A 22,211-nucleotide genomic window follows, 5' to 3' on the forward strand; every position below is an offset into this window, starting at 1 on the left:
GCCAGCAGCAGGGTCCTGCGTGGGTCTGCGTGGCCCTTTTCGTACAATCCATCAACTATTTAGCCTTTGTGCATTTGACTTTTCCGAAAGTCCTTGTACCTTTGCAGTCCTTAATCCCAAAAACCCCGTCGAGATGGCTAAGAAAGGCAACCGGGTGCAGGTAATCCTTGAATGCACTGAGCATAAGAACTCGGGGCAGCCGGGCACCTCGCGCTACATCACCACCAAGAACCGCAAGAACACTCCTGAGCGCATCGAGTTGAAGAAGTTCAACAACGTGCTCAAGAAGATGACCGTTCACAAGGAAATCAAGTAATTGAGCAATGGCTAAGAAAGTAGTAGCAACCCTGAAAACCGCTACCGGCAAGGACTGGGCAAAAGTCATCCGTGCTGTGAAATCGGACAAAACCGGCGCTTACACCTTCCGCGAAGAAATGGTGCCCGTTGACAAAGTGCAGGACTATATCGCCACCGGCGTTAAGTAAGCCCTGGCCTTTGTGGCAATTCTGAATAAGTGAAGAAGTCCCGCCAGCGTGGGACTTTTTTGCGTTGTCAAGGGGTATAGTGCTTGGTGCTTAGTTGTTAGTGCTTAGCATCGAAGTACCTGCGACTGCACAAGGGTTCCGCAAACCGGTTTCTAAGCACTAACCACCACGCACTAGGCACCAATTAATGGGACTTTTCGATTTTTTCAAGAAGGATAAGGAAAGCAAGGAGCAGCAGCAGGCCCTTGATGAGGGGTTGCAGAAAACCAAAACCAGCTTCTTCGACCAGCTCAGCAAGGCCGTGGTGGGCAAAGCTACCGTGGACGAGGCCGTGCTCGACGACCTGGAAACCATGCTGGTGCACGCCGATGTGGGCATCGATACCACCGTGAAGGTGATTGACCGCATTGAGAAGCGTGTGGCCCGCGACAAGTACGTGAGCACCTCGGAGCTGGACCGTATCCTGCGCGAGGAAATCGTGGAGCTGCTGGACCGCAACAGTGGGGCCACCGGCTCCCGTGCTATCCTCGACCGGCCCGATAACACCGGCTCACCCTTCGTGATTATGGTTGTGGGCGTGAATGGCGTGGGCAAAACCACCACTATCGGCAAGCTGGCGCACCGCTTCCACTCGGCCGGTAAGAAAGTGGTGCTGGGTGCCGCCGATACCTTCCGGGCCGCGGCTGTGGATCAGCTCATCATCTGGGGACAGCGGGTGGGCGTGCCCGTCATTTCGCACGGCATGAACACCGACCCTGCCGCCGTGGCCTTCGATGCGGTGCAGAAAGCGGTGGACATGCAGGCCGATGTGGTGATTATCGACACGGCCGGCCGCCTGCACAATAAGGTGAACCTGATGAACGAGCTGAGCAAAATCAAGCGCGTGATGCAGAAGGTGATTCCCGATGCGCCCCACGAAGTGCTGCTGGTGCTGGACGGCAGCACCGGCCAGAACGCCTTTTTGCAGGCCAAAGAGTTCACCAAAGCCACCGAAGTATCGGCCCTGGCCATCACTAAGCTCGACGGCACGGCCAAGGGCGGCGTGGTTATCGGTATTTCCGACCAGCTGCAGGTGCCGGTGCGCTACATTGGGGTAGGTGAGAAGATGACCGATCTGCAACTCTTCGACCGGACGACGTTCGTGAATTCGTTGTTCAAAAAATAAATCGGGCTACCCGGTTCGTCATTCCGAGCGGAGCGAGGAATCTCGCGTGCTGACGTTGCAGAAGTAACTTTCTGACATCAGCACGCGAGATTCCTCGCTCCGCTCGGAATGACCGTTTATCATACTGTTACCGTTACCTGTATGCGCCTTTCTGCTGCAATCTTCCTGCTGTTCCTGCTGCTCAGTTCCTCAGCGCAAGCCCAAGCGACGCAGCAAAAGCCAATAGCCGGCCGCATTGAGCACATCGAGAACTTCGCCTCCAAACTGGTAGAGCCGCGAAACGTGGACGTGTGGCTGCCGGCCAACTACGATGGAAAGCGCCGATTTTCGGTGCTGTACATGCACGATGGGCAGATGCTGTTCGACAGCACTACCACCTGGAACCACCAAGCCTGGAACGTAGATGACGTGGTAACCCGCCTCCAAAAAACCGGGAAGCTGCAGGATGTGATAGTAGTGGGCGTATGGAACGCCGGTTCGCGCCGCCATGCCAATTATTTCCCCCAGAAGCCATTCGTGCAGCTGACCACCGCGGAGCGCGACACCGTGCAGCAGCAGCTCCGCCAGGCCGGCCGCAGCACCGATGCATTCCAGCCCAATTCCGACGCTTACCTGCGCTTTCTGGTAACGGAGCTGAAGCCCCTGATTGACCGCAAATACCGGGTGTACACTGACCGGCCGCACACCTTCGTGGCCGGCAGCAGCATGGGCGGGCTGATTTCGATGTATGCCTTGTGCGAGTACCCGCAGGTGTTTGGCGGGGCGGCCTGCCTGTCTACGCACTGGCCCGGTACGTTCACGCTGCGCAACAACCCCATGCCGGCCGCCTTCCTGCGCTACCTGCGCACCAATCTGCCCGACCCGCGCACTCACAAGATCTATTTCGACTGCGGCGACCAGACCCTGGATGCGCTGTACCCGGCCATTCAGCGGGAGGTAGATGCTGTGGTGCAGGCCCGGGGCTACACGCCCGCCTCCTGGCAGACGCGTTACGTGCCCGGTGCCAACCACAGCGAAAAAGCCTGGAATCAACGCCTCGACGGACCTTTGCAGTTTCTGCTGGGCAAGTAGCTGATTTCAGCTATAAGCTAGAGCTAAAGGCTAGTTCCCCTCCTTGGAAAGGAGGGGAACTAGCCTTTAGCTCTAGTCTGGCCTTTTGACGGCAGCATTGCTCAATTGTCAATCAAAGAAACCTTCTGTGTAGGAAAAGGCGTTGCCGGGTTCGTACCTTTGCGGTCCGATTTTTCGTCGCGGGTGGTAACGGGCAAGTTTATCAGTGCTAAGAAATTGCCCGGCCGGCCGTTCACCGATACGCGAAGCCGAGCTTCGCGCTACTCCCTATGAAAGTAAGAAGCCAGCAGGCCAATAAAGTCAACGTCATCACCCTCGGCTGCTCCAAGAACCTCGTGGACTCGGAAGTGCTCATGGGCCAGCTCCGCGCCAACCAGTTTGAGGTAACGCACGAAGCCGACAAGAGCGACGCCAACATCGTCATCATCAACACCTGCGGCTTTATCGACAACGCCAAGCAGGAAAGCATCGACACCATCCTGCGCTACGCCGACGAGAAGGAAGCCGGCCGCCTGGAAAAGCTCTATGTGACGGGCTGCCTCTCGCAGCGCTACAAGGACGACCTGGAGGTGGAAATCCCGCAGGTGGATGCCTTCTTCGGCACTTTGGAGCTGCCGCAGCTGATGAAAACGCTGGAGGCCGACTACATGCACGAGCTGGTGGGCGAGCGGCTGTTGACCACGCCCAAGCACTATGCCTACTTCAAGATTGCCGAGGGCTGCAACCGGCCCTGCTCGTTCTGCGCCATCCCGCTGATGCGCGGCAAGCACATGGACCGCCCCATTGAGGATCTGGTGAAGGAAGCCAAGCGCCTGGCTTCGATGGGTACCAAGGAACTAATTCTGATTGCCCAGGACCTGACATACTACGGCCTGCAGCACTACGGTGAGCGGAAGCTGGCCGACCTGCTACGCAACCTGTCCGACGTGAACGGCATCGACTGGATCCGGCTGCAGTACGCCTACCCCTCGCAGTTCCCGATGGATGCCCTGGACGTGATGAACGAGCGGGACAACATCTGCAAATACCTGGATATGCCCCTCCAGCATATTTCGGATAACATGCTGAAAACCATGCGCCGCGGTATCAGCAAGCGCCGCACGGTGGAGCTGGTGGACACCATCCGGCAGCGGGTGCCGGGCATTGCGCTGCGCACCACGCTCATTGCTGGCCACCCTGGCGAAACCCAGCAGGACTTTGAGGACCTCTACAACTTCGTGGAGGAAACCCGCTTCGACCGTCTGGGCATCTTCACCTACTCGCACGAGGACAACACCCACTCTTTCACCCTGCCTGACGACGTGCCGGCTGAAGTGAAGCAGGACCGCGCCGACCAGATTATGGAGCTGCAACAAGGCATTTCGATGGAGCTGAACGAGGAGCGCGTGGGCCAGACCCACAAGGTGCTGTTCGACCGCAAGGAAAGCGGCTACTTCGTGGGCCGCACCCAGTACGACTCGCCCGAAGTGGACAACGAAGTGCTGGTGCCCGCCACCAAGGATACCTACGTGCGCCTCGGCGACTTCGCCCAGGTGGAAATCACGGAAGCCTCCGACTTCGACCTGTACGGCAAGCTGGTGTAGGTTTTAGTTGTCAGTTGCTCGTTGTCAGGTTGAATGACCGGATAGCTGATTAGCAATGAACTTTCGTAGTAGCTCCCGATGCGCTGAGCGTCGGGAGCTACTGCTTTTTGTGGCCTGACCCACGGCTAGCAACTGACAACTGATAACGAGCAACTAACAACTAAAACCCTGATCAGCAGCTGACAACTGACAACAAGCAACTGACAACTAAAAAAGCTCAGTTACTTTGTGGCCACTGGCCGGTTATAGCCCGATTATCCTCCTCTCGTATGTCCGTCACGACTCTTTCGTACGCCGCAACCGGCGCGTTTTCCTCTTTGCTCACTGACTATTTGGGCCAGGCGGAAGCGCTGCAGCCCTTCTACCACCGCTTCCCCACGCTGACTGCCTTCGAGGAGCAGATAAAAGAGAAGCAGACCCAGTACACGCCCGAGGCCCGGCAGCGGCTGACTACTGAGCTGCAGCGGCAGTATGCCGCGCTGCCCGCGGTGCACCCGGCAGTACAGGCCAATCTGGAATTGCTGGAGAAGGATACGACGTTCACCATCACCACCGGCCACCAGCTCAACCTGCTCACCGGGCCGCTGTACTTCATCTACAAGATTGTAACAGCCGTGAAGCTGGCCCGCCAGCTGAAGGCACAGTACCCGCAGTACGATTTCGTGCCGGTGTACTGGATGGCCTCCGAAGACCACGACTTCGCCGAAATCAACCACCTGAACCTGTTCGGCAAAAAGTACGAGTGGAACGCCGCCGACCAGGGTGGGCCCGTGGGCCGGTTGCCGCTGGCGGGCCTGAAAGAGGAACTGCTCGACCAGTTGCCCGCCGATGTGCCGGCGCTGTTCCGCGAGGCCTATGAGCAGTCGGGCACGTTGGCCGAAGCCACCCGCCGCCTCACGCACGCGCTGTTTGGGGAGTACGGGCTGGTGAGTCTGGATGCCGACGCGCCCGCGCTGAAACAGGCGCTGGTGCCGGTGCTGGAGCAGGAAATTCAGGCCCAGGCCTCCAACCAGGCCGTGCAGGCGGCCAACGCCCGCCTCGAAGCCGCTGGCTACAAGCCTCAGGTGTACTCGCGCCCCCTCAACCTGTTTTTCCTCACTGACGGCGGCAAGCGGGAGCGGCTGGAATACGACGCGGCTCAGGACTGCGTGCAGATTACGGTGCGCAATACCGGCCGCTGCCATACCCAGCAGGAGTTGCTGGCGCTGGCTCAGGAGCATCCCGAGCAATTCAGCCCCAATGTGGTGCTGCGGCCCCTGTACCAGGAGCTGCTGCTGCCCAACCTCTGCTACATCGGGGGTGGAGCCGAGGTGGCCTACTGGTTTCAGTTGAAGGGCGTGTTTGAACAGAACCAAGTGCCGTTCCCCATTCTGCTGCCCCGCAACTCGGCCCAGTACGTGGGCAAGGCCAACGCCGGCAAGCTGCGCAAGCTGGGCCTCACCTCGCTGGACATCTTCCGGCCGCTGCCCGAGCTGAAAAAGCAGGTGGGTGCCACGCTGGGGCAGGAGGAAGTGAGTCTGCAGGAGCAACAACAGCAGCTGGCCGCCGCCTTCCAGCAGATGGCCGACCTGGCCCAGCGCCTCGACCCCACGCTGGTAAAAACGGTAGCGGCCGAGCAGCAGAAAGTGGCCGGCATTGTGCAGGGACTTGAAAAGCGCCTGAGCAAAGCCGCCGAAGCCAAGCACGAAACGGCCTACACCCAGCTCACGGCCCTCAAAGACAAGCTGATGCCCAACGGCCACTTGCAGGAGCGGGAGGACAATGTGCTCAGCATCCTCATCAATAACCCCGGCTTTATCAACCAGCTGCTGGACGCCTTCGACCCGCTGGTCCTGGAGTTTACGGTGCTGGAAGAGGACTAGAAGACAGCTTCAGCTTGTCGGAAAACCACCAAAGAACGTCATGCTGAGCTTGTCGAAGTATCTCTACCGCTCCGTTGTAGCAATCCAGCGGAGCGGTAGAGATACTTCGGTAAGCTCAGCATAACTGTTTGAAATAAGCAGGGAAGGCAACCATCGGCCACCGGCGGAGCTCTGGGGGAGAGTTGTTCTACTCTTCTCCAACTCCTTATTCCTGATGGTGGCTACTCAACGTTCCTGTTTCTCTATTTCCTGGCTGCGAAAGGTGGTCGGCGGGCTGCTGGTGGGGCTGCTGCCTCTGACGGCCATCGGCCAGACGCTAACCGGCATCATTACCGCCGGCCCCGCGGCCGGTCCGGTGCCGTACGCCAACCTGGGCATTCCGGGCAAGAGCGTGGGTACCGTAACCGATGAGCACGGCCGCTACCAGCTGGCCTACTCGCCGGCCAACCTCGCCGATACCGTGTACCTATCCAGCCTGGGCTACCGGCCGCAGCGGGTGGTGCTGCGCGAACTGGTGGCGCAACCCAACCGCACGCTGGCACCCGTGGCCGTGCCGCTCTCCGACGTGCGGGTGCAGGCCGCGGGCCTCTACAAGCGCCGCCGCACGCTTGGCTGCACCAGTGATTCTCATGCCATCATTTCCAAGCTCAAAGCCGAGCATCTGGGGGCCGAAATGGGAATGGTCGTCTGCCTCAAACACAAACCCACCAAGCTGCTGACGGCCCATTTCAACGTGCTATACCAGCAGCCCGACACCCTGCGGTTTCGGGTGAACCTCTATCGGCTGCTGCCCGACGGCCGCCCCTCGGGGGAGAAGCTGCTGACCCGTAACCTGCTGGTGAGCACCGCCGACCGCACCAGCACCAACGCCCCGCTCACCGTGGACCTGACCACGGACCAGCTGGTGTTGGACGAGGATTTTCTGCTGACGCTGGAGTGGGTTAGCGGCGGGGAGGTGGAGCAGGTAAGCAAAAGCCTGGCCTTTTCCAGCGCCCTGGGCTATGGCAAGGGCGACCTGTACTTCCGCAAAACCAGTCAGGACTCCTGGGAGAAACCTTCCATGGGGGCCAGGCTGGCCGGTATGCAGCCGAAGGTGGGTTTCTACGTGACGGCGCTGGATTAGCACGGGTAACTTAGCAAAAGCAGCAGGCCCGCAACAGCTGGTTTTTTTAGTAGTGCAGGAAGCTATATCCGGCCCTCGGCTGCCCCTTTTCTAAAAGGGCAGCCGAGGGCCGGTGGCGTATAAAAAAAGTTGTGAAGCGCGTGTAAGAAAACGATGTGACGGCATACTAAGGGAATAGAAACGGCTCCGGAACCCGCTCTGTACTCCCAACTCTCTTCCCTGATTTCTTCAACCGTCATGCTGAAAGTTATCCTGAAGTTGCTGCTGCCCCTGGGTATTTTATTGCTGTTTCTGCCTTTGCTGTTGCGCGCCGAGCAGCGGCCGGTGCCGATTGGGTATCAGGCGTTGCCGATGATAGGGCCCGCCGGGCTGTTCCCGCTGGAGGCTACCGGGAATCAGGCAGAATATCAGACGGGTCCTACCGGCCGCCGCTAGTTACCTTGCCCATTCTGCTTCTGCCCCTCGTTTGCTCGCCTCATGCCTGTATCGTTTGATGAGCTGGTAGCGGCCAACCACAACCGGCTGCACCGCATCTGCCGGGCTTACCTACCCCATGACCCGGCCGCCGCCCAGGACTTGTACCAGGAGATGCTGGTGCAGCTCTGGACCTGCCTGCCCGGCTACCGGGGTGAGGCCCAGCTGGGCACCTGGGTGTACCGCGTGGCCGTGAACACCGCTTTGCTGTTCCAACGCCGTGAGCAGCGCCAGCCTACTGCTCGTTCCACTTCGTTCGACCTGGCGGAAAGCCTGCCGGCCGAAACCGATGAGGCGGCCCGCGCCCTCAACACCCTGCTCGACCAGCTGCATCACTGCATTGCCCTGCTGCCCGATGCCGACCGGCTGCTGGTATCGTTGCTACTCGAGGATGCCTCTTATCAGCAGATTGCTGAGGTGCTGGGCCTGAGTGTGAGCAACGTGGGCGTGCGCCTCAACCGGCTGAAAAAGAAAATGGCCGCCTGCGTGGCTCCTGCCCGCCTGGCCGACTAACCTCTGTGCTTTTCGCTATGGATTTTCAGGAATTACAACGCAGCTGGCAGCAGCAGACCGCACCGGCTGCCTCTACGCCAGAAGTGGGCACCAGCGCCTCCGGCCTCTTGGCCGAAACTCAGCGCCTGCACCGGCTGGGCCAGCGTCGCAACTGGCTGGCTTCGGTATTAATTGGGTCGGCCTTGCTGATAGAACTGGCAGTGCCAGTGCTGACCGGCCACCTCCGCACGCCGGTACAGTACGCCGGAGTAGTGCTTCTGACCCTCACGTTGGTTGGCTATGTGGCCCTGATGTGGTGGGGCACCACGCTGCGCCGCGCCGCCCGTCCCGACCTCGACAGTCGGGCTTACTTGCAGGCCGCTCTGCGAACCTTCCGCTTCCGGCGCACTACGCTGCTGTGGCTGGCTATACCCTACGCGCTGGGTTTTGGCGCGGGGATATGGCTGCTGAATAAAGACCGCCTTATGTATGCACCGGTGTGGCAGCCGGTACTGGGAATGGTGCTATTGGTGGGCGCAGCACTGTGGGGCCGCCAGGTTGCCCTGCGGCGGCATGAGCAGCAGTTCGGTGAAACCGAGCGGCAGCTGCTACACTGGCAGCAGGCATTGGAGCTGAAAGGCTAATTTGCACGGGTACGTCTTCCGTCAGTTACTCCCACTATGCTTTCTGAGCCCACCAAAGCCAACCTCCGCCGTGCCACCCTGGCCCGCCGCCGCGCCCTGCCCGATGCCGAAGTGGCCCGGCGCAGCGCCGTTCTGTGGGAGCAGTTGCGGGCGGGTTTTCCGGTGGCGCAGTGGCGGTGGCTGCACCTGTTTCTGCCCATTCCGCAACAGCACGAGCCCGATACCTGGCCGCTGGTCCGGGAGCTGTGGGCGCAGCAGCCGCACCTGCAACTGGCCGTGCCCGTTGTGCAGCCTGACGGCCACACGCTGCGCCACTATCATCTCACGCCCACAACCCAACTCGTGAATAACAAGTGGGGCATCCCGGAACCGGTAGGCGCGGTTGAGGTACGCCCCACCCAACTAGATGCCGTGCTGATTCCGCTGCTGGCCGTTGATGAAGCCGGCCACCGCGTGGGCTATGGCAAGGGCTTCTACGACCGGTTTCTGACGGAGTGCCGGCCCGATGTGCTGCGGATTGGCGTGAGCCTGGAGCCACCGGTGCCGCGCATTGCCGATGTGTGGGCCGGCGACGTGCCGTTGCATGCCTGCCTCACGCCCGAGCGGGTGTGGTGGTTTTAGGTGGTGACGGGCGTACTTGACCGTCGGCCCCACTGTACCCCGGCCCACCATACTCCCACTACGCAAAGCGCCTGCAAAGCCCGCAGCAGCCAATATAGCCGCGTCACCCCAGCGGCGTCGGCATAGGGTTCGGAAGCCGTCAAGGGTGGGTATATGGTAAAGCCCACGGCTAGCAGCGTAGTGAGAAAATGCGTGCATAGGAACAGTACCAGTGCGCAGCTCCCTGCCACCAGCAGCCACCAGGTACTGCCGGGTACCAGCCGCCGCTGCAGTCCGCTTACCAGCAGCACCAATGCCAGCGGTGGCAGTATGAGCAGCAGTTGCCCCGTGTAGGCATCGAGCACGAAGTAGGTGTTGTGCAGTTGAACGTCAATGGTTGGATGCCAAATGGCTGCAGGCCCGAGCAGGAGACTAACTAGCAGCCCCCACAGTAGCAGGGTAGCTCCGAGTAGCGGAAGTAATCGACGCATGGATACGTAGCAGATAGTGCCGGGCAAGATACGCGCCGGCCTACAATACGGCGGCATTTTATAGCGTTGCCTGAATACAACAGTATTCACCTAAGCCCCACTATTATTATGGCCGACCTCCAAACCGCCGCCCCCGCCGCAAAAGGCTCCAAGCCCCGCGCCAAAAAGCACGCCTTCCGCCTCGATATGACGCCGATGGTGGACCTGGCCTTTCTGCTGCTGACTTTCTTCATGCTTACCACCACTTTCAGTAAACCGACCATCATGGAAGTAGCCATGCCGGCGAAGGGTAGTGAGACATCGGATGTGCCTGCCTCCGGAGCCCTGACGGTGCTGCTGGATCGAAACCGTACAGTCCATTATTTCTATGGCTTGAATACGGAGCGTGAGCCGGCTAAGCTGCATACCACTTCCTTCGCTGCCGATGGGCTGCGCAATGTGTTGCTGGCTTTTCGGAATAAGGCCAATGGCATGGTACTCATCAAGGCATCCGACCACGCCGCTTATCAGAGTATGGTCGATGCGCTGGATGAAATGAACATCACCGATACGAAGAAATATGCCTTGGTTGACCTCAGCTCAGCCGATAAACAGTTGCTGGCCCAGGTGCGCTAAGCCAGGGACCTTGAGCAATAAAGAGTACGCCGCCTGCTTTCACTGGAAAAGCAGGCGGCGTACTCTTTATTGCCCGGAGGCTGATGTGGTGTCGGGTAGGGTTGGTGTCGCTGCTACGGGGCGGCGGCTGGTGGTCTTTTTACGCAGGTTAGCAGGTTGCGTAGCACGGCGCTGGGCCGCTAATACGTCGGCCAGTGACGACAAAGTGACTTTCATACAGAAGAAGGGTAAATGGATAAGACAACATGCAATAGGATAGTGTAGCGGAACAGAAACGGGGTAGTAGCAGCAAGATACAACAACAGCGCGGAAAAACGATATGCCGGCTGGGTTTGCCTTGTTTATTGCCGGGCAGTGGTATCAAGGCCGATAATACGGGCCTGACCCCAGGGGGCCACGCTGATTTGCACCCGCAATGGCCGCCGCTGACTAAGCCTGCGGCTCATGGTCTCGGGTACGTAGTATCGCTCCAGCCCGTAGCGCAGGCGCACGCCCCGCCGCCACACGGTCTGCACTGAGCCTCGCAATACTGCCTCCTGACCGTTAGTGGCCGGGCGCTCCGGAAAAATCCCAGTGGCTTCAAACGTACCATCGGGGCGAGGGGCCAGGAGCACGTAGGCAGCCTGCTGCCGCCGGGGTGGAGTATTGCCCCGCCAAAGGCCGCCAGGCAGCTCATTAATCTGGTAGCGCAGGTTCACGTAGTCGCCGTACAGCAGGTCGCGCGGGTCTACGGGTTGGGTGCTGAGCCAGAGAGTCCGGCCCAGGGCCGCCGTGGCATAACCGGCTACGGCCACGCCCACCACAAACAGCACCTGCGCTGCTACCAGCCACTGCAGCCAGCGGCGGCGGGGGGCCGGTATGTCGGGCCGGGGTGGGATAGAAGAGGATACATCAGGGGTCATTGCTGAGGAGTAGAAGGACCGGAAAACGTGCGGGCCGCCCGGCGGCGCAACAGCCAGCTCAAGCCAAACAGCAGCAACCCACCCAGCAGGAAAAACAACGACTTATCCATAAAACCCCAGGTAAGCTTGAAGTACGCCACCGCCGTTGTCACGATAAACAATACGGTGCCCAGCGTAACCCGGTCCTGGTTCTGCTCCTGGTGAGCCCGCAGCAACACGGCTCCGGAATAGGCATACAGCACTACCAGCGTAGCCACCGCCAGTGGCAGGCCGCCCGTAAAGTAAAACCCTGGCAGCAGCAGCAGCCAATCGGTGAGGCTGCCGAGGCGGCCCCGTTGCCGCTTCCCCGCCGCCGACAGCACCGCTACGGCCACCAGCGCCGCCAGATACGGCACCAGCGGAGCGCGCAGCTGCCCGGCATAAAAGTCGGACTCGCCGAACAAGGCCAACCCCAAGGTGAACAGAAACGCCGCCACCAGCGGCGGGCCCTGTAGCGCCCGGCCCGCCGGCCGGTCAGGCTGCCAGTCGCCCAGCGTATACACCAGCATGGCCGGGATAAAGAACCAGGTGATTTTAACGTGCAGAAAGTTGATGAGCAGTGCCGCCTGCCAAAGCAGGCCGGTGGCCAGTACACCGCCCAGCAGTGCATCGGGCCGGCGCCACCAGTAGTAGCCCAGGCCCAGCGCCGTACCCACTGCCGTGAGGTAGCTGAACGCACCCAGCTGCCCCGTGTTGTAGCCCTGCACAATGCCGCTGATAACGGCCGTCATCAGAAACAGCAGGCGGCTGCGGTACAGCCACGTCAGGCCCATGCCCGCCACAGCCCAGGCCAGTAGTCCGGTCAGGTCGTAGCCGATAAGCTGGTAGAGTTGGCTGGTAAGTACAATGCTGGCCCCGAACAGGATCAGGCCCAGTGCAATCAGGCCCATGCCCAGGTTGAGGTTGCCGCGCCGCCGGAAATATTCACCTCCGGCGTAGGCGCTGCACAGGGAGCCCAGCAGCAGCGCCAGCCGAACCAGCTCCGTTAGGCCCTGCCAGTTGGCGGCTACTACGCTCAGCGCACTCAGGCCTACCAGCAGGCTACCCAGCAGGGGCAGCAGGCCAATAGCCGTAGCGTCGGTGGGGTATAGGGCCAGCAGCTGCTCTCGCTGCTGCTCCGTAATGATGCCCCGCTGCACCCAGTCCTGTCCGTCGGTTTCCAGTAGTTTGCGACTCATAACAGAAGCAACTTACGCAGGAAGGCGCAGAGCAACCAGTCAAGTAGACTCAGTCAATAACGATATAGGAGCCGCTACCGGCGAAGCCGAATCCATTTTCAATCCCTGGATTCTGAATATAGGCCCAGCCTTTATTACCAATAGCCCTGTTTATTCTCTCCTGGTATAAAGGGAAGTCACTCTCAGTGGCATCAATAATATCCTCAATAGTAAGTAGCTGCAGTAATGCACTGAAGTTGACCAGGTCCAGTATCACACACGCCCCAAAATCAGAGCTAAAGGCTGTTATTTTCTTCTCGACTGATAATTGTTCAAGGGTACTATTGGTACCATCAATACGCTGTATCTGCTCAACGGAGAGGCGGAATGGACCGGCAGATTTGAAGACGTTTTTAAAGCCAAGCAAACAGCCCCCACCGTAGGGAAAGAACTCGTTTTCTAGTAGCTGAAGAAAGGCTGCTGGATCTTCCGTTGCATTATCAAAGCCCATATTGCCAGACTCTTCGCGGATGTTCTCCAGGTACAGCGGGTCGATGAAAAGCAAATGCCCGGTTAAAATCTCCAACTCAATAGGTTCTCCGTTGCAGGAATACTGCTGCATGGTGCGTGGTTGCGTGTAATTTCTTACCCCCGCTTCCAGGCCCGCGTCATTTCGCGTTTGCCGGGAGGGCCGGGAATCTTCTCCACCAGCCAGCCAGCGGCCAGCAGGCTGCGCTTGAAGGAGCCCTTGGCGCAGTAGCTGACCAGGCAGCCGCCGGGAGCCGTGGCCGCATACAGCTGCTGAAACACCTCATCCGTCCACATATCGGGCTGCTTTTCGGGGGCGAAGGCATCGAAGTAGATGACGTGGTAGGTATCGTTGGGCAGGGGAGTGGTTTGCAGCTCACCGGCCAGCTTCAGGAGCACGAACTGCGGCGTGAGGGCCACGGGCCGCCCCCACGTTGAGGCGTGCAGTTGCTGCTGATAATCAAGTAGCTCGGGGTTGTGGAAATAGTTCTCGATACCCAGCTGTCCCACCACCGACCAGGGCAAAGGGTACTTCTCGATAGTGTCATAAAACACCGGCTGACCAGCCGTGGTAGCCCGCTCCAGCGTCAGCAGGGCATTCAGGCCGGTGCCGAAGCCAATTTCCAGTACCCATACCGGCTCGGTGGCTGCTTCCAGAGCATGTTCCAGGCCGGCTGCTAGATACACGTGCCGGGCCTCCTGCAGCGCGCCGTGGGTGCTATGGTAATGCTCATTGAGGGCAGGCACGAACAGCGTGCTGGAACCATCGGCGGTAGCGCGCACTTCCACGTGAGGCATCGGAATCATATGCGGAAATAAAAAGAGCTGGAATCAACAGCCGGCACACAACGTGTATCGGATGCCGTAGCCCAATATACAGCAATCCGGGCTAAAACCCGAGCGGCTGCGGTGCCCGGCTCGCCCCTGTACGTATCTTGCCGGCCTATGGCTCGCATCCGGATTTCTTTGCCCGATACTTACCTGCTGACCGTGGAGCTGCCCGTGCGCATCACCGACCTCAACTACGGCAACCACCTCGGCAACCATGCCCTGTTGGGGCTGTTGCACGAAGCCCGCGTGCAGCTGCTGCATCACCTGGGCTATGCTGAAGTAGACCCCGCTACCGGGCTGGGCCTCATCATGGCTGATGTGGGCATCGAGTACAAAGGCGAAGGATTTTACGGTGATACGCTCTCCATTCAGATGGCCGCCACCGACCTCAGTAAGTACGGTTTTGATGTGGTGTACTGGGTGAAAAACCAGGATGGCCGCGAAATTGCCCGCGCCAAAACCGGCATGCTCTGCTTCGACTATAACACCCGCAAGCTGCGCCCCCTGGAGGATCGGTACGCCGCCCGCCTGCGGAGTGGTGAGTGAATAAGTGAGTGAGTGAGCTGGGAAAAGAGCTGTCATCCTGAGCGGAGCGAAGAACCTTACCACATTGAAACGACGCATGTAACAACGTGATAAGGTCCTTCGCTCTGCTCAGGATGACAGCAGCACCGCAACCGCCAACTCGCTACCTCACCGTTTCGGTAATTCATCCAGCGGCACTTTTTTCATTCTCAGCGGGTTGAGGCACGTTCCCGGCCAGAAGCGTAGGGCTTCGGCGGCGGGTGTTGTATCTTTGCCCCATGATGATTGATTTGCCCGTAGTTTCCAAGCGCGACATCCGCAAACTCACCCCCGACGAGCTCAAGGCCTTTATGGTGGAGCACGGCGAAAAGCCCTTCCGTGCCAAGCAGGTGCTGGAGTGGCTGTGGAAGAATACGGCCGGCACTTTTGAGGAGATGAACAACATCAGCCTGGCTACCCGCGAGCTGCTGGCCCGGCATTTCGTCATCAATGGAGTGCAGGTGCAAAACCACCAGCTCAGCAACGACGGCACTATCAAATCGGCCTTCCGGCTGTATGATGGCAACATTGTGGAAGGGGTGCTCATTCCGCACGACACGCGCATGACGGCCTGCATTTCCTCGCAGGTAGGTTGCTCACTTACCTGCAAGTTCTGCGCGACCGGCTACATGGACCGGAAGCGCAACCTCGATGCGGCCGAAATCTACGACCAGGTGGTGCGCATCCGGGAGCAGTGCGAGGCCCAGTACGGTACGCCGCTTACCAACATCGTGTACATGGGCATGGGCGAGCCGCTGCTCAACTACGCCAACGTGGTGAAGAGCATTGAGCGCATCACCGCCCCCGATGGCCTGAACATGGCCCCGCGCCGCATCACCGTGAGTACCGCCGGCATTGCCAAAATGATCAAGAAGCTAGCCGACGACGGCGTGAAGGCCAACCTGGCTCTTTCGCTGCACGCGCCCAATGATGCCAAGCGCAACGAAATTATGCCCATCAACGAGGCCAACTCTCTGGCTTCGCTCAAGGATGCGCTCCAGCACTACCACCAGGTAACGGGCCGTAAGGTAACCTACGAGTACATCGTATTCGAGAGCTTTAACGATACCCTGCAGGATGCCGAGGAGCTGTTCCAGATTTCGAAGTGGATTCCCTGCAAGGTGAACCTCATCGAGTACAACCCCATCGAAAACGCCGACTACATCAACACGGCCGACGATAAGCTTACGGCGTTCCACAAGTATCTGGCCGACCGGGGCGTGCAAACCAACATCCGCCGCTCGCGCGGGAAGGATATTGACGCCGCCTGCGGGCAGCTGGCTGTGAAAGAAAAGCCCCAGGAGTCATAGGCATAGCCGGAGTTTCTGCCGGAAACGCGCAACGGCCCGCCATTCTGTACAGGAGTGGCGGGCCGTTGCGTGTAGTGAGGTGTCGCGAAGTCTATTTCGTATCCATCAGGATCTGCATAATAGCGGGGCACTGCTGAGCCGATTGGTAACCTACTTTGGAGCCCAGGGCGCGCAGCTTATCACTGTCGTTCATGGCATCGGCCCCATACACCTGCTGAATTTCTTTGGAATGAGCTTTGAAGCTGGTTTCCAACTGGTCCGAAACCATTTTCAGGCGCTTCTCCTTGGGCAAGCCTTTCAACTCCTTCTGGCGGGGCGTAATGTTGGCGCAAAACTCGGTAGCCAGCGTGTTCACCAGCTTGGTTTCGTCGGTGCCGGCGGGTTTAAACTGGGTGCTGCCCTGGCCGCTCATGCTGGCAAACAGCGGCCGGCTCACCTCACACTCCTGCACCAGCTGCATCCCGATTTTGCGGCCCAGCTGCTCGCCGTAGGCGCGGGCGCCGGCGGGGTCGTTGGTGATGCGCGCCATCAGCTCAGGCTCTGTGGCGGCGCTGGCCATCATCAGCCGGGTAAAGAGCTGGGTGGCTTCATCCTTGTTCAGGCTGGCAAGCGGCTTCTTTTTGTCTTCCTGCTGCAGTTGCGTGCACATACCGGCCGAAATGCGCTGCACCATCTTCTTCTCCACGAGGGTGTCGGTGGAAGCCGTTTGCGCCATGCCCCGGAAGGCGGTGCTGCACAGGCTCAAAAGCAATACAACACGAATAATACAGATTTTCATAGCCTAAATATAGGGTTACCGAGCACTGTCAGCAAACCGGTCTACTATGCACAACGAAACATTAATCGGGGGTAATGGATATTCAAAATATTTTATAGAAGTTTGCTACGACAAGCAACTATCCCGGCATCTTGCTACTCTTGCTATCAGCTGCTTTCGGCAGCTTCCGTTCTTATCTTTTGTCATTATAATTCCTCATGCCTTCTCTCCTCACTCGTAGTCTGCTGGTAGCCGGAGCGCTGCTGGTATTCAGCCAGGTACAGGCCCAGACTAATGTTATAAAATTGGATATCTTCCAGCCTATCGTCAATACGGCCGCCTTATCGTTTGAGCATAAGCTCACGGAAGCTAGCAGCTTTCAGTTCGGGGTTTCCTTTACGGCCAACTATCGGGAGGATGGCTATGATTACAGTGGCTCTTCTTACGAAGGCCGCAAAACCTCCGGATTCGGGATAATGCCGGAGTACCGGTTTTACCTCTCGGAGAAACATCCCGCTATGGAGGGCTTCTACGTGGCCCCCTTTCTGCGCTACCAGTACCTCAGCCAGACGGGCAGCTATTCCAGCTATGATCCGCTGACGGGTAATATCACCTACCGCAAGGCCGATGCCTCGCTGAATGCGTTTGGCGGCGGCGTAGTGGTAGGCCGACACTGGATTTTCAAGCAGCGGTTTTCTCTGGATGCACTGCTGGGCCCGTCCTACATGGTATCGGGTGTGACATCGGATGACCGCAACGTGGAGAAAAGCAATTTCCTGGGGTTCTATGATGATATGAACTACTGCCTGCGGGGTGCCATCACCTTCGGCATTGCCTTCTGATTCCGGCCCCGATTAGTGCCGGGTTTTGCATCCTAAGCTCGGCTTGCGTCCAAAAATTGCCCCTTACTTCCCTCTTCATATTTTATGAAAAAACTCTTACTCGCTGCCACGCTTGTGGCTGCCTCCGCTACCTCTGCCCTGGCGCAGAATAACGTAGTGAAAGTGAACATTCTCAGTCCCCTGGTGAAAACCGGGTCGTTCTTCTACGAGCACAAGCTGTCGGACAACAGCAGCCTGCAGCTGGGTGCCCTGTTTACCAGCTGGAAGGTAGACGGCAACAACACCAAAGTATCGGGCTTTGCGCTTACCCCCGAGTACCGGTTCTACCTATCGGAGCGCTCCACGGCGCCGGAAGGATTCTACGTAGGGCCATTTCTGCGCTACCAGAATCTGACGCTCAAGGATACCTACGAAGAGTATTCGTATGATGCCAACGGCAACCCGCGCACCACTACCCAAACCGATGAAGCTTCGCTGAACACGTTCGGGGGCGGGGTAGTAGTAGGTCGTCAGTGGATTTTCAAGGAGCGTTTTGCCCTGGATCTGTTCCTGGGCCCCTCGTACAATGGCGGCTCCATCACCATGAAAAGCTCCTCTTCAGGCACGGATAGTTTTGACCCGGGGCCTTTTGATGGCTTCGGTATCCGGGCTGGTGTTACGTTCGGCCTCGCTTTCTAGCACGTAATTCTCAAGTATTTTAAGCATCAAAAGAGCCCGCTCAAGTCAATTGGGCGGGCTCTTTTGATGTCATCCGGCAGATGTACTAGCTTTTCCAGCGGCCTTCGGCGCGGGGGCGGCCAGTTAATACTTCCTCTTTGGTTTCGCCTTCGGGTACCTCACGGGTTTCGATGCGTACGGCGTGGGCTTTGGGTTGCACGCGCTGCCCGAAAGCATCAGCAAACTCCTGGGTAAACTCGGCCCCGAAAAAGATGATAAGCGCCGAGTAGTTTACCCACACCAGCAGAATAATGGCCGAGCCCGCCGCCCCGAACGTGGAGCCGGGGTTGGCCTGGGCGATGTAGAAGGCAATGAGGTATTTGCCCAGCATAAACAGCAGGGCCGTAATGAACGCGCCCACGCCCACATCGCGCCACCGGATGATGGCATCGGGTAGAAACCGGTAGATGAGCGCAAACAGCAGAGAGGTGATGAACAGCGATAGGCTAAAATCAATCAGCTTGAGCAGAAATACGGTTATTTCCGGCATGATGCGCTGCAGATAATCAGTGAAAAAGCTGAGCGTGGCGCTGATAACGAAGGAAATGAGCAGCAGCAGGGCCACGCTCAGGATGAGGCCGAAAGACAGGAGCCGGTCGCGCACAAACTGCCAGATGCCGTTGCGGGGCTTTACCTTCAGGTTCCAGATATCATTGATGCTTTCCTGCAGGGTAACGAAAAACGTGGTAGCGGCAAATATCAGTGTGCCAATGCCGATGACGGCGGCAAACCCGCTGCGCTCCTGCTTATTGAACTCGTTGATGCTGTCCTGCATGAATTTGGCCGCATCGGCACCAACCAGCCCCTTCATGTGGGCGAATACTTCGCCGGTAATAGCCTCAGTACCAAACACAGTGCTGGCCGTGGTAATAACGATGATAAGCAGCGGCGGCAGTGAGAAAATAGTATAATAGGATAGGGCCGCGGCGTGGCGAAGTGAGTTATTCACCATAAACTCGCTGGCCGTAGTTTTGAGAATATTGATGACGTCGGAAAACTTGTAATGAGTAGCCATGAACGAGCAGTTGCTGAAGGAAGCGTTGGCGGTAGTACGGGCCGGAGCCGGCGGGCGTTTGGTGGAGTTGATCAATTTGCCGTGCTTTCCGTAGAGCAAGCCGGACTGTAGTTCAGTCCTGTTTCTGGTCTTTTTCCTGTTTTAGTTTCTCCCGATGCGCCTGTTATTCGTTACTGCCCTGCTGGTTCTGCCCGAGCTTGCCCTCTGCCAGACTACACCCAAACAGCCTGCCCCGGCTACTGCGGCGGCCAAAGCCAAAAAGGGTTCCTACCCGGCTGCCGCCGGTTTCGACCAGGCCGGGTCCGACGCCCGCGCCATTGCGCTGGCCGATAAAGTAATGCTGGCCATGGGCGGCTACCCGGCCTGGCAGCAAACCCGTTTGCTGGGCTGGGATTTTCTGGACGGCTCGTATCAGCTCTGGGACCGGCAAACCAATGATTTTCGGTGGCAGAAGGACAGTACCGTGGCCGTGTACAACCTTACCAGCAAGCAGGGCAAAGCCTACCGCAACGGCCGGGATATTTCGGCCACGCCCGACGGGCAGAAGCTGCTGGGTAAGATGTATCCCGTGTGGGTAAATAACTCGTGGTGGCTGCTGATGCCCTTTAAGCTGAAGGATTCCGGCGTCACGCTCACCTACAAAGGCACCGGCAAGCTGATGGATGGCACGCCTGCCGAGGTACTGAACATGACCTTCAAAAACGTGGGCGTGACCCCGGACAACAAGTACGAGGTGTACGTCAACCCGAAAACCAACCTGATGGAGGAGTGGGCGTATTTCCCTAAGGCGACAGACGCGCAGCCCGCCTTCCGTCGCCGTTGGGCCGGGTATCAGCAGTACAACGGCATCCTGCTGGCCGCTGACCGCACCGATGGTAAAGACGGCCGCAAGCTGGGCCACATTTCGGCTTTCAGCAATGTGCCGGCCGGCGTTATGCAAGCGCCCAAACCCATAGAAAAGCTGTAGCCTGTTGCCACCGGTCAGGCCGACACCAAAAGGACCTTCCCACGCCAGCGCAAATCGTTCTGTCGGGGGAAGGTCCTTGCCGGTTTCAGGAGCAGGGTGACGATTCGGCCGCTAGCCTTTCGCCAGCTCCCAGCGCAGGGTTTCGATAGGGGCCTCGCGCAGTTCCTGAGCCAATTCGGCGTCGTTGCTGAATTGTAGCTGGTGCAGCACCGATGCCTCCACGCTCACCCCAAACTGCGGCTCCGCAAATGGCCAGGGCTGCACCTGCACGGGGCCGTCCTCGGTGGGGCGCAGCACGTGGTGGGTGCGGCCGTCGGGGCCGTGGTAGATTTCCAGAGCGCGGCCCATTTCGGGCAGCTCGCGGCGGCAGAGAATGAGGCTGAGCCGGTCGCACCAGTGGAGCAAAGTATAGGCCTGCTCGGCTTCGGCTTTTTTGATTTTCAACTCCCGCCGCCACCGTTGCTGAGAGGCCCGCTGCTCATCCAGAAACGCATCAATTTCCGCCTTCTGCCCCCGCAAACTCTCATAGAGCGTACTCAGGTGCAGACTGGTGAGCAGACTGCGCCAACGGCCCTGGAAGCGCGCCGCGTGCATCAGACGGGTGGCTTGCTCCAGCGAGAATTCCTTCATGGTGAAGTTGGCCGGAGCCCCGGCGGGCGTGAGGCCGTAGTGCCCGGTCCAGTCGGCCTGCTCGTCGTCGTGCTGGGCGGCGGCGGCCAGCAGGCCTACCCACTGGTCGGTGGGCAGAAACGGGGGCCACTGGTGCAGCAGCTGAGCCGCCAGCAGCGCGTGGGCCTGCTGGTAGATAATCTGCCAGCCGGCGGGCGTGTGGTTGACAATCATTTTGGGGCAGTGAGGTTCGCTAAGAGGAACGCACTAGCGCCACGCAGGTTTTCGACATCGGCAAGTAACCAAAACGCCCCACCGGATGAGGTGAGGCGTCAAAGAAAAGGTTAACAAGCAGTCTACTTCAGTACCACCGCTTCCTTCAGGTGCAGCAGCATGTCGTCGGTCATCTTGTCCAGCGTGAACTGGGGCTGCCAGTTCCAGTCGTGGCGGGCTTTGCTGTCATCGATGCTGGCGGGCCAGGAGTCGGCAATCTGCTGGCGCTGGTCAGGCTGGTAGGTTACCTGGAAATCGGGGTAGTGGCGTTGGATGCTGGCCGTAATTTCCTTCGGGCTGAAGCTCATGGCCCCCAGGTTGTAGCTGCTGCGCACTTTGATGTTCTCGGCCGGGGCGTGCATCAGGTCCAGCGTGGCCTTCAGCGCGTCGGGCATGTACATCATGGGCAGGTAGGTGTCTTCTTTCAGGAAGCACTCGTAATTCTCGCCGGCCACGGCTTTGTGGTAGATGTCCACGGCGTAATCGGTGGTGCCGCCGCCGGGCAGGCTCTTGTAGCCGATGAGGCCCGGGTAGCGCAAGCTACGCACATCCAGGCCGTGCTTGCGGAAGTACCACTCGCACCACTGCTCCCCGGCCAGCTTGCTGATGCCGTACACCGTGTTGGGGTTCATGATGGTGAGCTGGGGCGTGTTGTCGCGCGGGGTATCGGGCCCGAATACGGCAATGCTGCTGGGCCAGTATACCTGCTTTACGCCCAGATCCACGGCCGCATCCAGCACGTGAAACAGGCCGTCCATGTTCAACTGCCAGCCAAACTTGGGATTCTTCTCAGCCGTGGCCGACAGTAGTGCCGCCAAGTGATACACCTGCTTGGGCTTGTACTGGCGAATAACTTCTTCCAGGCGGTTTTTATCCAGCACATCCAGCTGCTCGAAGGGGCCGGCCTGCGCGGTTTCAGCATCTTTGGGGGCGCGCACGTCGGCGGCTACTACATTGGATGCCCCATACAACTGGCGCAGCTCGTGGGTAAGCTCCAGGCCCAGCTGTCCGCCGGCGCCAATAACGAGGATGGTGTCGCCGGGGGTAGCGGCGGAGGTGCTGGATGTAGCCATTCGGGAGGGTGGTGAAGAGAAA

27 protein-coding genes are annotated in these 22,211 nt (G+C 59.0%); 17 read left to right on the forward strand and 10 right to left on the reverse strand.

Annotation, left to right across the window (positions count from 1 at the left end):
• Positions 1–133: 133 nt before the first annotated feature.
• The 11 genes from rpmG (at position 134) to EI291_RS00620 (ending at position 9,520) form a co-directional block, all read left to right on the forward strand.
• Positions 134–316 (forward strand): 50S ribosomal protein L33, encoded by a 183-nt coding sequence (rpmG, locus tag EI291_RS00570; protein ID WP_022825071.1) that lies wholly within the window; start codon positions 134–136, stop codon positions 314–316.
• A 7-nt stretch (positions 317–323) separates the two neighbouring features.
• Entirely contained in the window at positions 324–485 is a 162-nt protein-coding gene (locus EI291_RS00575; RefSeq protein WP_125417325.1) for a DUF4295 domain-containing protein, read from the forward strand.
• Between the two features lie 187 nt (positions 486–672).
• Positions 673–1,650, forward strand: a complete 978-nt coding sequence (gene ftsY, locus EI291_RS00580) for a signal recognition particle-docking protein FtsY (protein WP_125417326.1) — start codon at positions 673–675, stop codon at positions 1,648–1,650.
• Positions 1,651–1,791: 141 nt separating this feature from the next.
• Complete coding sequence (locus EI291_RS00585; protein ID WP_125417327.1) at positions 1,792–2,721, forward strand: alpha/beta hydrolase; 930 nt, start codon at positions 1,792–1,794, stop codon at positions 2,719–2,721.
• 269 nt (positions 2,722–2,990) lie between these two features.
• Complete coding sequence (rimO, locus tag EI291_RS00590; protein WP_125417328.1) at positions 2,991–4,304, forward strand: 30S ribosomal protein S12 methylthiotransferase RimO; 1,314 nt, start codon at positions 2,991–2,993, stop codon at positions 4,302–4,304.
• A 269-nt stretch (positions 4,305–4,573) separates the two neighbouring features.
• Positions 4,574–6,166 carry a bacillithiol biosynthesis cysteine-adding enzyme BshC gene (gene bshC / locus EI291_RS00595; protein WP_125417329.1) on the forward strand — a complete coding sequence of 531 codons (1,593 nt, stop codon included), beginning with the start codon at positions 4,574–4,576 and terminating at the stop codon, positions 6,164–6,166.
• A 214-nt stretch (positions 6,167–6,380) separates the two neighbouring features.
• Positions 6,381–7,289: a carboxypeptidase-like regulatory domain-containing protein gene (locus EI291_RS00600; RefSeq protein WP_125417330.1), complete on the forward strand. Its 909-nt coding sequence runs from the start codon at positions 6,381–6,383 to the stop codon at positions 7,287–7,289.
• 237 nt (positions 7,290–7,526) lie between these two features.
• The gene (locus EI291_RS00605) at positions 7,527–7,724 is read left to right on the forward strand and encodes a hypothetical protein (protein WP_125417331.1); all 198 of its coding nucleotides are present in this window, start codon (positions 7,527–7,529) and stop codon (positions 7,722–7,724) included.
• 42 nt (positions 7,725–7,766) lie between these two features.
• Entirely contained in the window at positions 7,767–8,276 is a 510-nt protein-coding gene (locus tag EI291_RS00610; protein ID WP_125417332.1) for an RNA polymerase sigma factor, read from the forward strand.
• Positions 8,277–8,293: 17 nt separating this feature from the next.
• Complete coding sequence (locus EI291_RS00615) at positions 8,294–8,899, forward strand: hypothetical protein (RefSeq protein WP_125417333.1); 606 nt, start codon at positions 8,294–8,296, stop codon at positions 8,897–8,899.
• 36 nt (positions 8,900–8,935) lie between these two features.
• Positions 8,936–9,520, forward strand: a complete 585-nt coding sequence (locus tag EI291_RS00620) for a 5-formyltetrahydrofolate cyclo-ligase (protein WP_125417334.1) — start codon at positions 8,936–8,938, stop codon at positions 9,518–9,520.
• Here the strand turns inward: EI291_RS00620 and EI291_RS00625 are convergent.
• Positions 9,517–9,990, reverse strand: coding sequence for a hypothetical protein (locus tag EI291_RS00625; RefSeq protein WP_125417335.1), 474 nt, complete (start codon positions 9,988–9,990; stop codon positions 9,517–9,519). The genes EI291_RS00620 and EI291_RS00625 overlap by 4 nt on opposite strands.
• A gap of 108 nt (positions 9,991–10,098) precedes the next feature.
• On the opposite strand from EI291_RS00625, the gene EI291_RS00630 reads away from it, so the two are divergent.
• Complete coding sequence (locus EI291_RS00630) at positions 10,099–10,605, forward strand: ExbD/TolR family protein (protein ID WP_125417336.1); 507 nt, start codon at positions 10,099–10,101, stop codon at positions 10,603–10,605.
• Positions 10,606–10,671: 66 nt separating this feature from the next.
• On the opposite strand, the gene EI291_RS22695 is transcribed toward EI291_RS00630, so the two are convergent.
• The 5 genes from EI291_RS22695 to mnmD form a co-directional block, all read right to left on the reverse strand.
• Positions 10,672–10,821 carry a hypothetical protein gene (locus EI291_RS22695; RefSeq protein WP_170172442.1) on the reverse strand — a complete coding sequence of 50 codons (150 nt, stop codon included), beginning with the start codon at positions 10,819–10,821 and terminating at the stop codon, positions 10,672–10,674.
• 125 nt (positions 10,822–10,946) lie between these two features.
• Positions 10,947–11,507, reverse strand: a complete 561-nt coding sequence (locus EI291_RS00635; protein WP_125417337.1) for a GDYXXLXY domain-containing protein — start codon at positions 11,505–11,507, stop codon at positions 10,947–10,949.
• Positions 11,504–12,724: a DUF2157 domain-containing protein gene (locus EI291_RS00640; RefSeq protein ID WP_125417338.1), complete on the reverse strand. Its 1,221-nt coding sequence runs from the start codon at positions 12,722–12,724 to the stop codon at positions 11,504–11,506. Before EI291_RS00640 ends, EI291_RS00635 begins: the two co-directional genes overlap by 4 nt.
• A 49-nt stretch (positions 12,725–12,773) precedes the next feature.
• Positions 12,774–13,325: a hypothetical protein gene (locus EI291_RS00645; protein WP_125417339.1), complete on the reverse strand. Its 552-nt coding sequence runs from the start codon at positions 13,323–13,325 to the stop codon at positions 12,774–12,776.
• Between the two features lie 23 nt (positions 13,326–13,348).
• Complete coding sequence (gene mnmD / locus EI291_RS00650) at positions 13,349–14,038, reverse strand: tRNA (5-methylaminomethyl-2-thiouridine)(34)-methyltransferase MnmD (protein WP_240635317.1); 690 nt, start codon at positions 14,036–14,038, stop codon at positions 13,349–13,351.
• Between the two features lie 138 nt (positions 14,039–14,176).
• Between mnmD and EI291_RS00655 the strand changes: the two genes are divergently transcribed.
• Positions 14,177–14,608, forward strand: coding sequence for a thioesterase family protein (locus EI291_RS00655; protein WP_125417340.1), 432 nt, complete (start codon positions 14,177–14,179; stop codon positions 14,606–14,608).
• 260 nt (positions 14,609–14,868) lie between these two features.
• Positions 14,869–15,936: a 23S rRNA (adenine(2503)-C(2))-methyltransferase RlmN gene (rlmN, locus tag EI291_RS00660; protein ID WP_170172491.1), complete on the forward strand. Its 1,068-nt coding sequence runs from the start codon at positions 14,869–14,871 to the stop codon at positions 15,934–15,936.
• 91 nt (positions 15,937–16,027) lie between these two features.
• Here rlmN and EI291_RS00665 read toward each other — a convergent pair whose 3' ends face one another.
• A complete protein-coding gene (locus tag EI291_RS00665) occupies positions 16,028–16,714 on the reverse strand; it encodes a hypothetical protein (RefSeq protein ID WP_125417342.1) in 687 nt (228 codons plus the stop codon).
• Between the two features lie 197 nt (positions 16,715–16,911).
• Here EI291_RS00665 and EI291_RS00670 point away from each other — a divergent pair, with 197 nt between their 5' ends.
• A complete protein-coding gene (locus tag EI291_RS00670) occupies positions 16,912–17,535 on the forward strand; it encodes a DUF3575 domain-containing protein (protein WP_125417343.1) in 624 nt (207 codons plus the stop codon).
• Positions 17,536–17,619: 84 nt separating this feature from the next.
• Complete coding sequence (locus EI291_RS00675; protein WP_125417344.1) at positions 17,620–18,213, forward strand: DUF3575 domain-containing protein; 594 nt, start codon at positions 17,620–17,622, stop codon at positions 18,211–18,213.
• 85 nt (positions 18,214–18,298) lie between these two features.
• On the opposite strand, the gene EI291_RS00680 is transcribed toward EI291_RS00675, so the two are convergent.
• Positions 18,299–19,366, reverse strand: coding sequence for a YihY/virulence factor BrkB family protein (locus EI291_RS00680; RefSeq protein ID WP_240635319.1), 1,068 nt, complete (start codon positions 19,364–19,366; stop codon positions 18,299–18,301).
• Between the two features lie 55 nt (positions 19,367–19,421).
• Here EI291_RS00680 and EI291_RS00685 point away from each other — a divergent pair, with 55 nt between their 5' ends.
• The gene (locus tag EI291_RS00685; RefSeq protein ID WP_125417345.1) at positions 19,422–20,234 is read left to right on the forward strand and encodes a DUF6503 family protein; all 813 of its coding nucleotides are present in this window, start codon (positions 19,422–19,424) and stop codon (positions 20,232–20,234) included.
• 111 nt (positions 20,235–20,345) lie between these two features.
• Here EI291_RS00685 and EI291_RS00690 read toward each other — a convergent pair whose 3' ends face one another.
• Both EI291_RS00690 and EI291_RS00695 read right to left on the reverse strand, forming a co-directional pair.
• Complete coding sequence (locus tag EI291_RS00690) at positions 20,346–21,077, reverse strand: DUF3891 family protein (RefSeq protein ID WP_125417346.1); 732 nt, start codon at positions 21,075–21,077, stop codon at positions 20,346–20,348.
• A gap of 122 nt (positions 21,078–21,199) precedes the next feature.
• Positions 21,200–22,189, reverse strand: a complete 990-nt coding sequence (locus tag EI291_RS00695; RefSeq protein ID WP_125417347.1) for an NAD-dependent epimerase/dehydratase family protein — start codon at positions 22,187–22,189, stop codon at positions 21,200–21,202.
• Positions 22,190–22,211: the final 22 nt, after the last annotated feature.

Origin of the sequence: Hymenobacter rigui, from assembly GCF_003944715.1 — a bacterium.
In the GTDB taxonomy this organism is placed as follows: domain Bacteria; phylum Bacteroidota; class Bacteroidia; order Cytophagales; family Hymenobacteraceae; genus Hymenobacter; species Hymenobacter rigui.

Excerpts from the sequence above, each read along its gene's own strand:
- rlmN (WP_170172491.1), top strand. The coding sequence starts at position 14,869 with ATGATTGATTTGCCCGTAGTTTCCAAGCGCGACATCCGCAAACTCACC.
- rimO (WP_125417328.1), top strand. The coding sequence starts at position 2,991 with ATGAAAGTAAGAAGCCAGCAGGCCAATAAAGTCAACGTCATCACCCTC.
- EI291_RS00665 (WP_125417342.1), bottom strand. The coding sequence starts at position 16,714 with ATGAAAATCTGTATTATTCGTGTTGTATTGCTTTTGAGCCTGTGCAGC.
- EI291_RS00675 (WP_125417344.1), top strand. The coding sequence starts at position 17,620 with ATGAAAAAACTCTTACTCGCTGCCACGCTTGTGGCTGCCTCCGCTACC.
- EI291_RS00655 (WP_125417340.1), top strand. The coding sequence starts at position 14,177 with ATGGCTCGCATCCGGATTTCTTTGCCCGATACTTACCTGCTGACCGTG.
- EI291_RS00610 (WP_125417332.1), top strand. The coding sequence starts at position 7,767 with ATGCCTGTATCGTTTGATGAGCTGGTAGCGGCCAACCACAACCGGCTG.
- EI291_RS00640 (WP_125417338.1), bottom strand. The coding sequence starts at position 12,724 with ATGAGTCGCAAACTACTGGAAACCGACGGACAGGACTGGGTGCAGCGG.
- EI291_RS00620 (WP_125417334.1), top strand. The coding sequence starts at position 8,936 with ATGCTTTCTGAGCCCACCAAAGCCAACCTCCGCCGTGCCACCCTGGCC.
- bshC (WP_125417329.1), top strand. The coding sequence starts at position 4,574 with ATGTCCGTCACGACTCTTTCGTACGCCGCAACCGGCGCGTTTTCCTCT.
- EI291_RS00615 (WP_125417333.1), top strand. The coding sequence starts at position 8,294 with ATGGATTTTCAGGAATTACAACGCAGCTGGCAGCAGCAGACCGCACCG.
- mnmD (WP_240635317.1), bottom strand. The coding sequence starts at position 14,038 with ATGATTCCGATGCCTCACGTGGAAGTGCGCGCTACCGCCGATGGTTCC.
- EI291_RS00630 (WP_125417336.1), top strand. The coding sequence starts at position 10,099 with ATGGCCGACCTCCAAACCGCCGCCCCCGCCGCAAAAGGCTCCAAGCCC.
- EI291_RS00605 (WP_125417331.1), top strand. The coding sequence starts at position 7,527 with ATGCTGAAAGTTATCCTGAAGTTGCTGCTGCCCCTGGGTATTTTATTG.
- EI291_RS00575 (WP_125417325.1), top strand. The coding sequence starts at position 324 with ATGGCTAAGAAAGTAGTAGCAACCCTGAAAACCGCTACCGGCAAGGAC.
- EI291_RS00670 (WP_125417343.1), top strand. The coding sequence starts at position 16,912 with ATGCCTTCTCTCCTCACTCGTAGTCTGCTGGTAGCCGGAGCGCTGCTG.
- EI291_RS00695 (WP_125417347.1), bottom strand. The coding sequence starts at position 22,189 with ATGGCTACATCCAGCACCTCCGCCGCTACCCCCGGCGACACCATCCTC.
- EI291_RS00600 (WP_125417330.1), top strand. The coding sequence starts at position 6,381 with ATGGTGGCTACTCAACGTTCCTGTTTCTCTATTTCCTGGCTGCGAAAG.
- EI291_RS00685 (WP_125417345.1), top strand. The coding sequence starts at position 19,422 with ATGCGCCTGTTATTCGTTACTGCCCTGCTGGTTCTGCCCGAGCTTGCC.
- rpmG (WP_022825071.1), top strand. The coding sequence starts at position 134 with ATGGCTAAGAAAGGCAACCGGGTGCAGGTAATCCTTGAATGCACTGAG.
- EI291_RS22695 (WP_170172442.1), bottom strand. The coding sequence starts at position 10,821 with ATGAAAGTCACTTTGTCGTCACTGGCCGACGTATTAGCGGCCCAGCGC.
- EI291_RS00635 (WP_125417337.1), bottom strand. The coding sequence starts at position 11,507 with ATGACCCCTGATGTATCCTCTTCTATCCCACCCCGGCCCGACATACCG.
- EI291_RS00690 (WP_125417346.1), bottom strand. The coding sequence starts at position 21,077 with ATGATTGTCAACCACACGCCCGCCGGCTGGCAGATTATCTACCAGCAG.
- EI291_RS00625 (WP_125417335.1), bottom strand. The coding sequence starts at position 9,990 with ATGCGTCGATTACTTCCGCTACTCGGAGCTACCCTGCTACTGTGGGGG.
- EI291_RS00585 (WP_125417327.1), top strand. The coding sequence starts at position 1,792 with ATGCGCCTTTCTGCTGCAATCTTCCTGCTGTTCCTGCTGCTCAGTTCC.
- EI291_RS00645 (WP_125417339.1), bottom strand. The coding sequence starts at position 13,325 with ATGCAGCAGTATTCCTGCAACGGAGAACCTATTGAGTTGGAGATTTTA.
- ftsY (WP_125417326.1), top strand. The coding sequence starts at position 673 with ATGGGACTTTTCGATTTTTTCAAGAAGGATAAGGAAAGCAAGGAGCAG.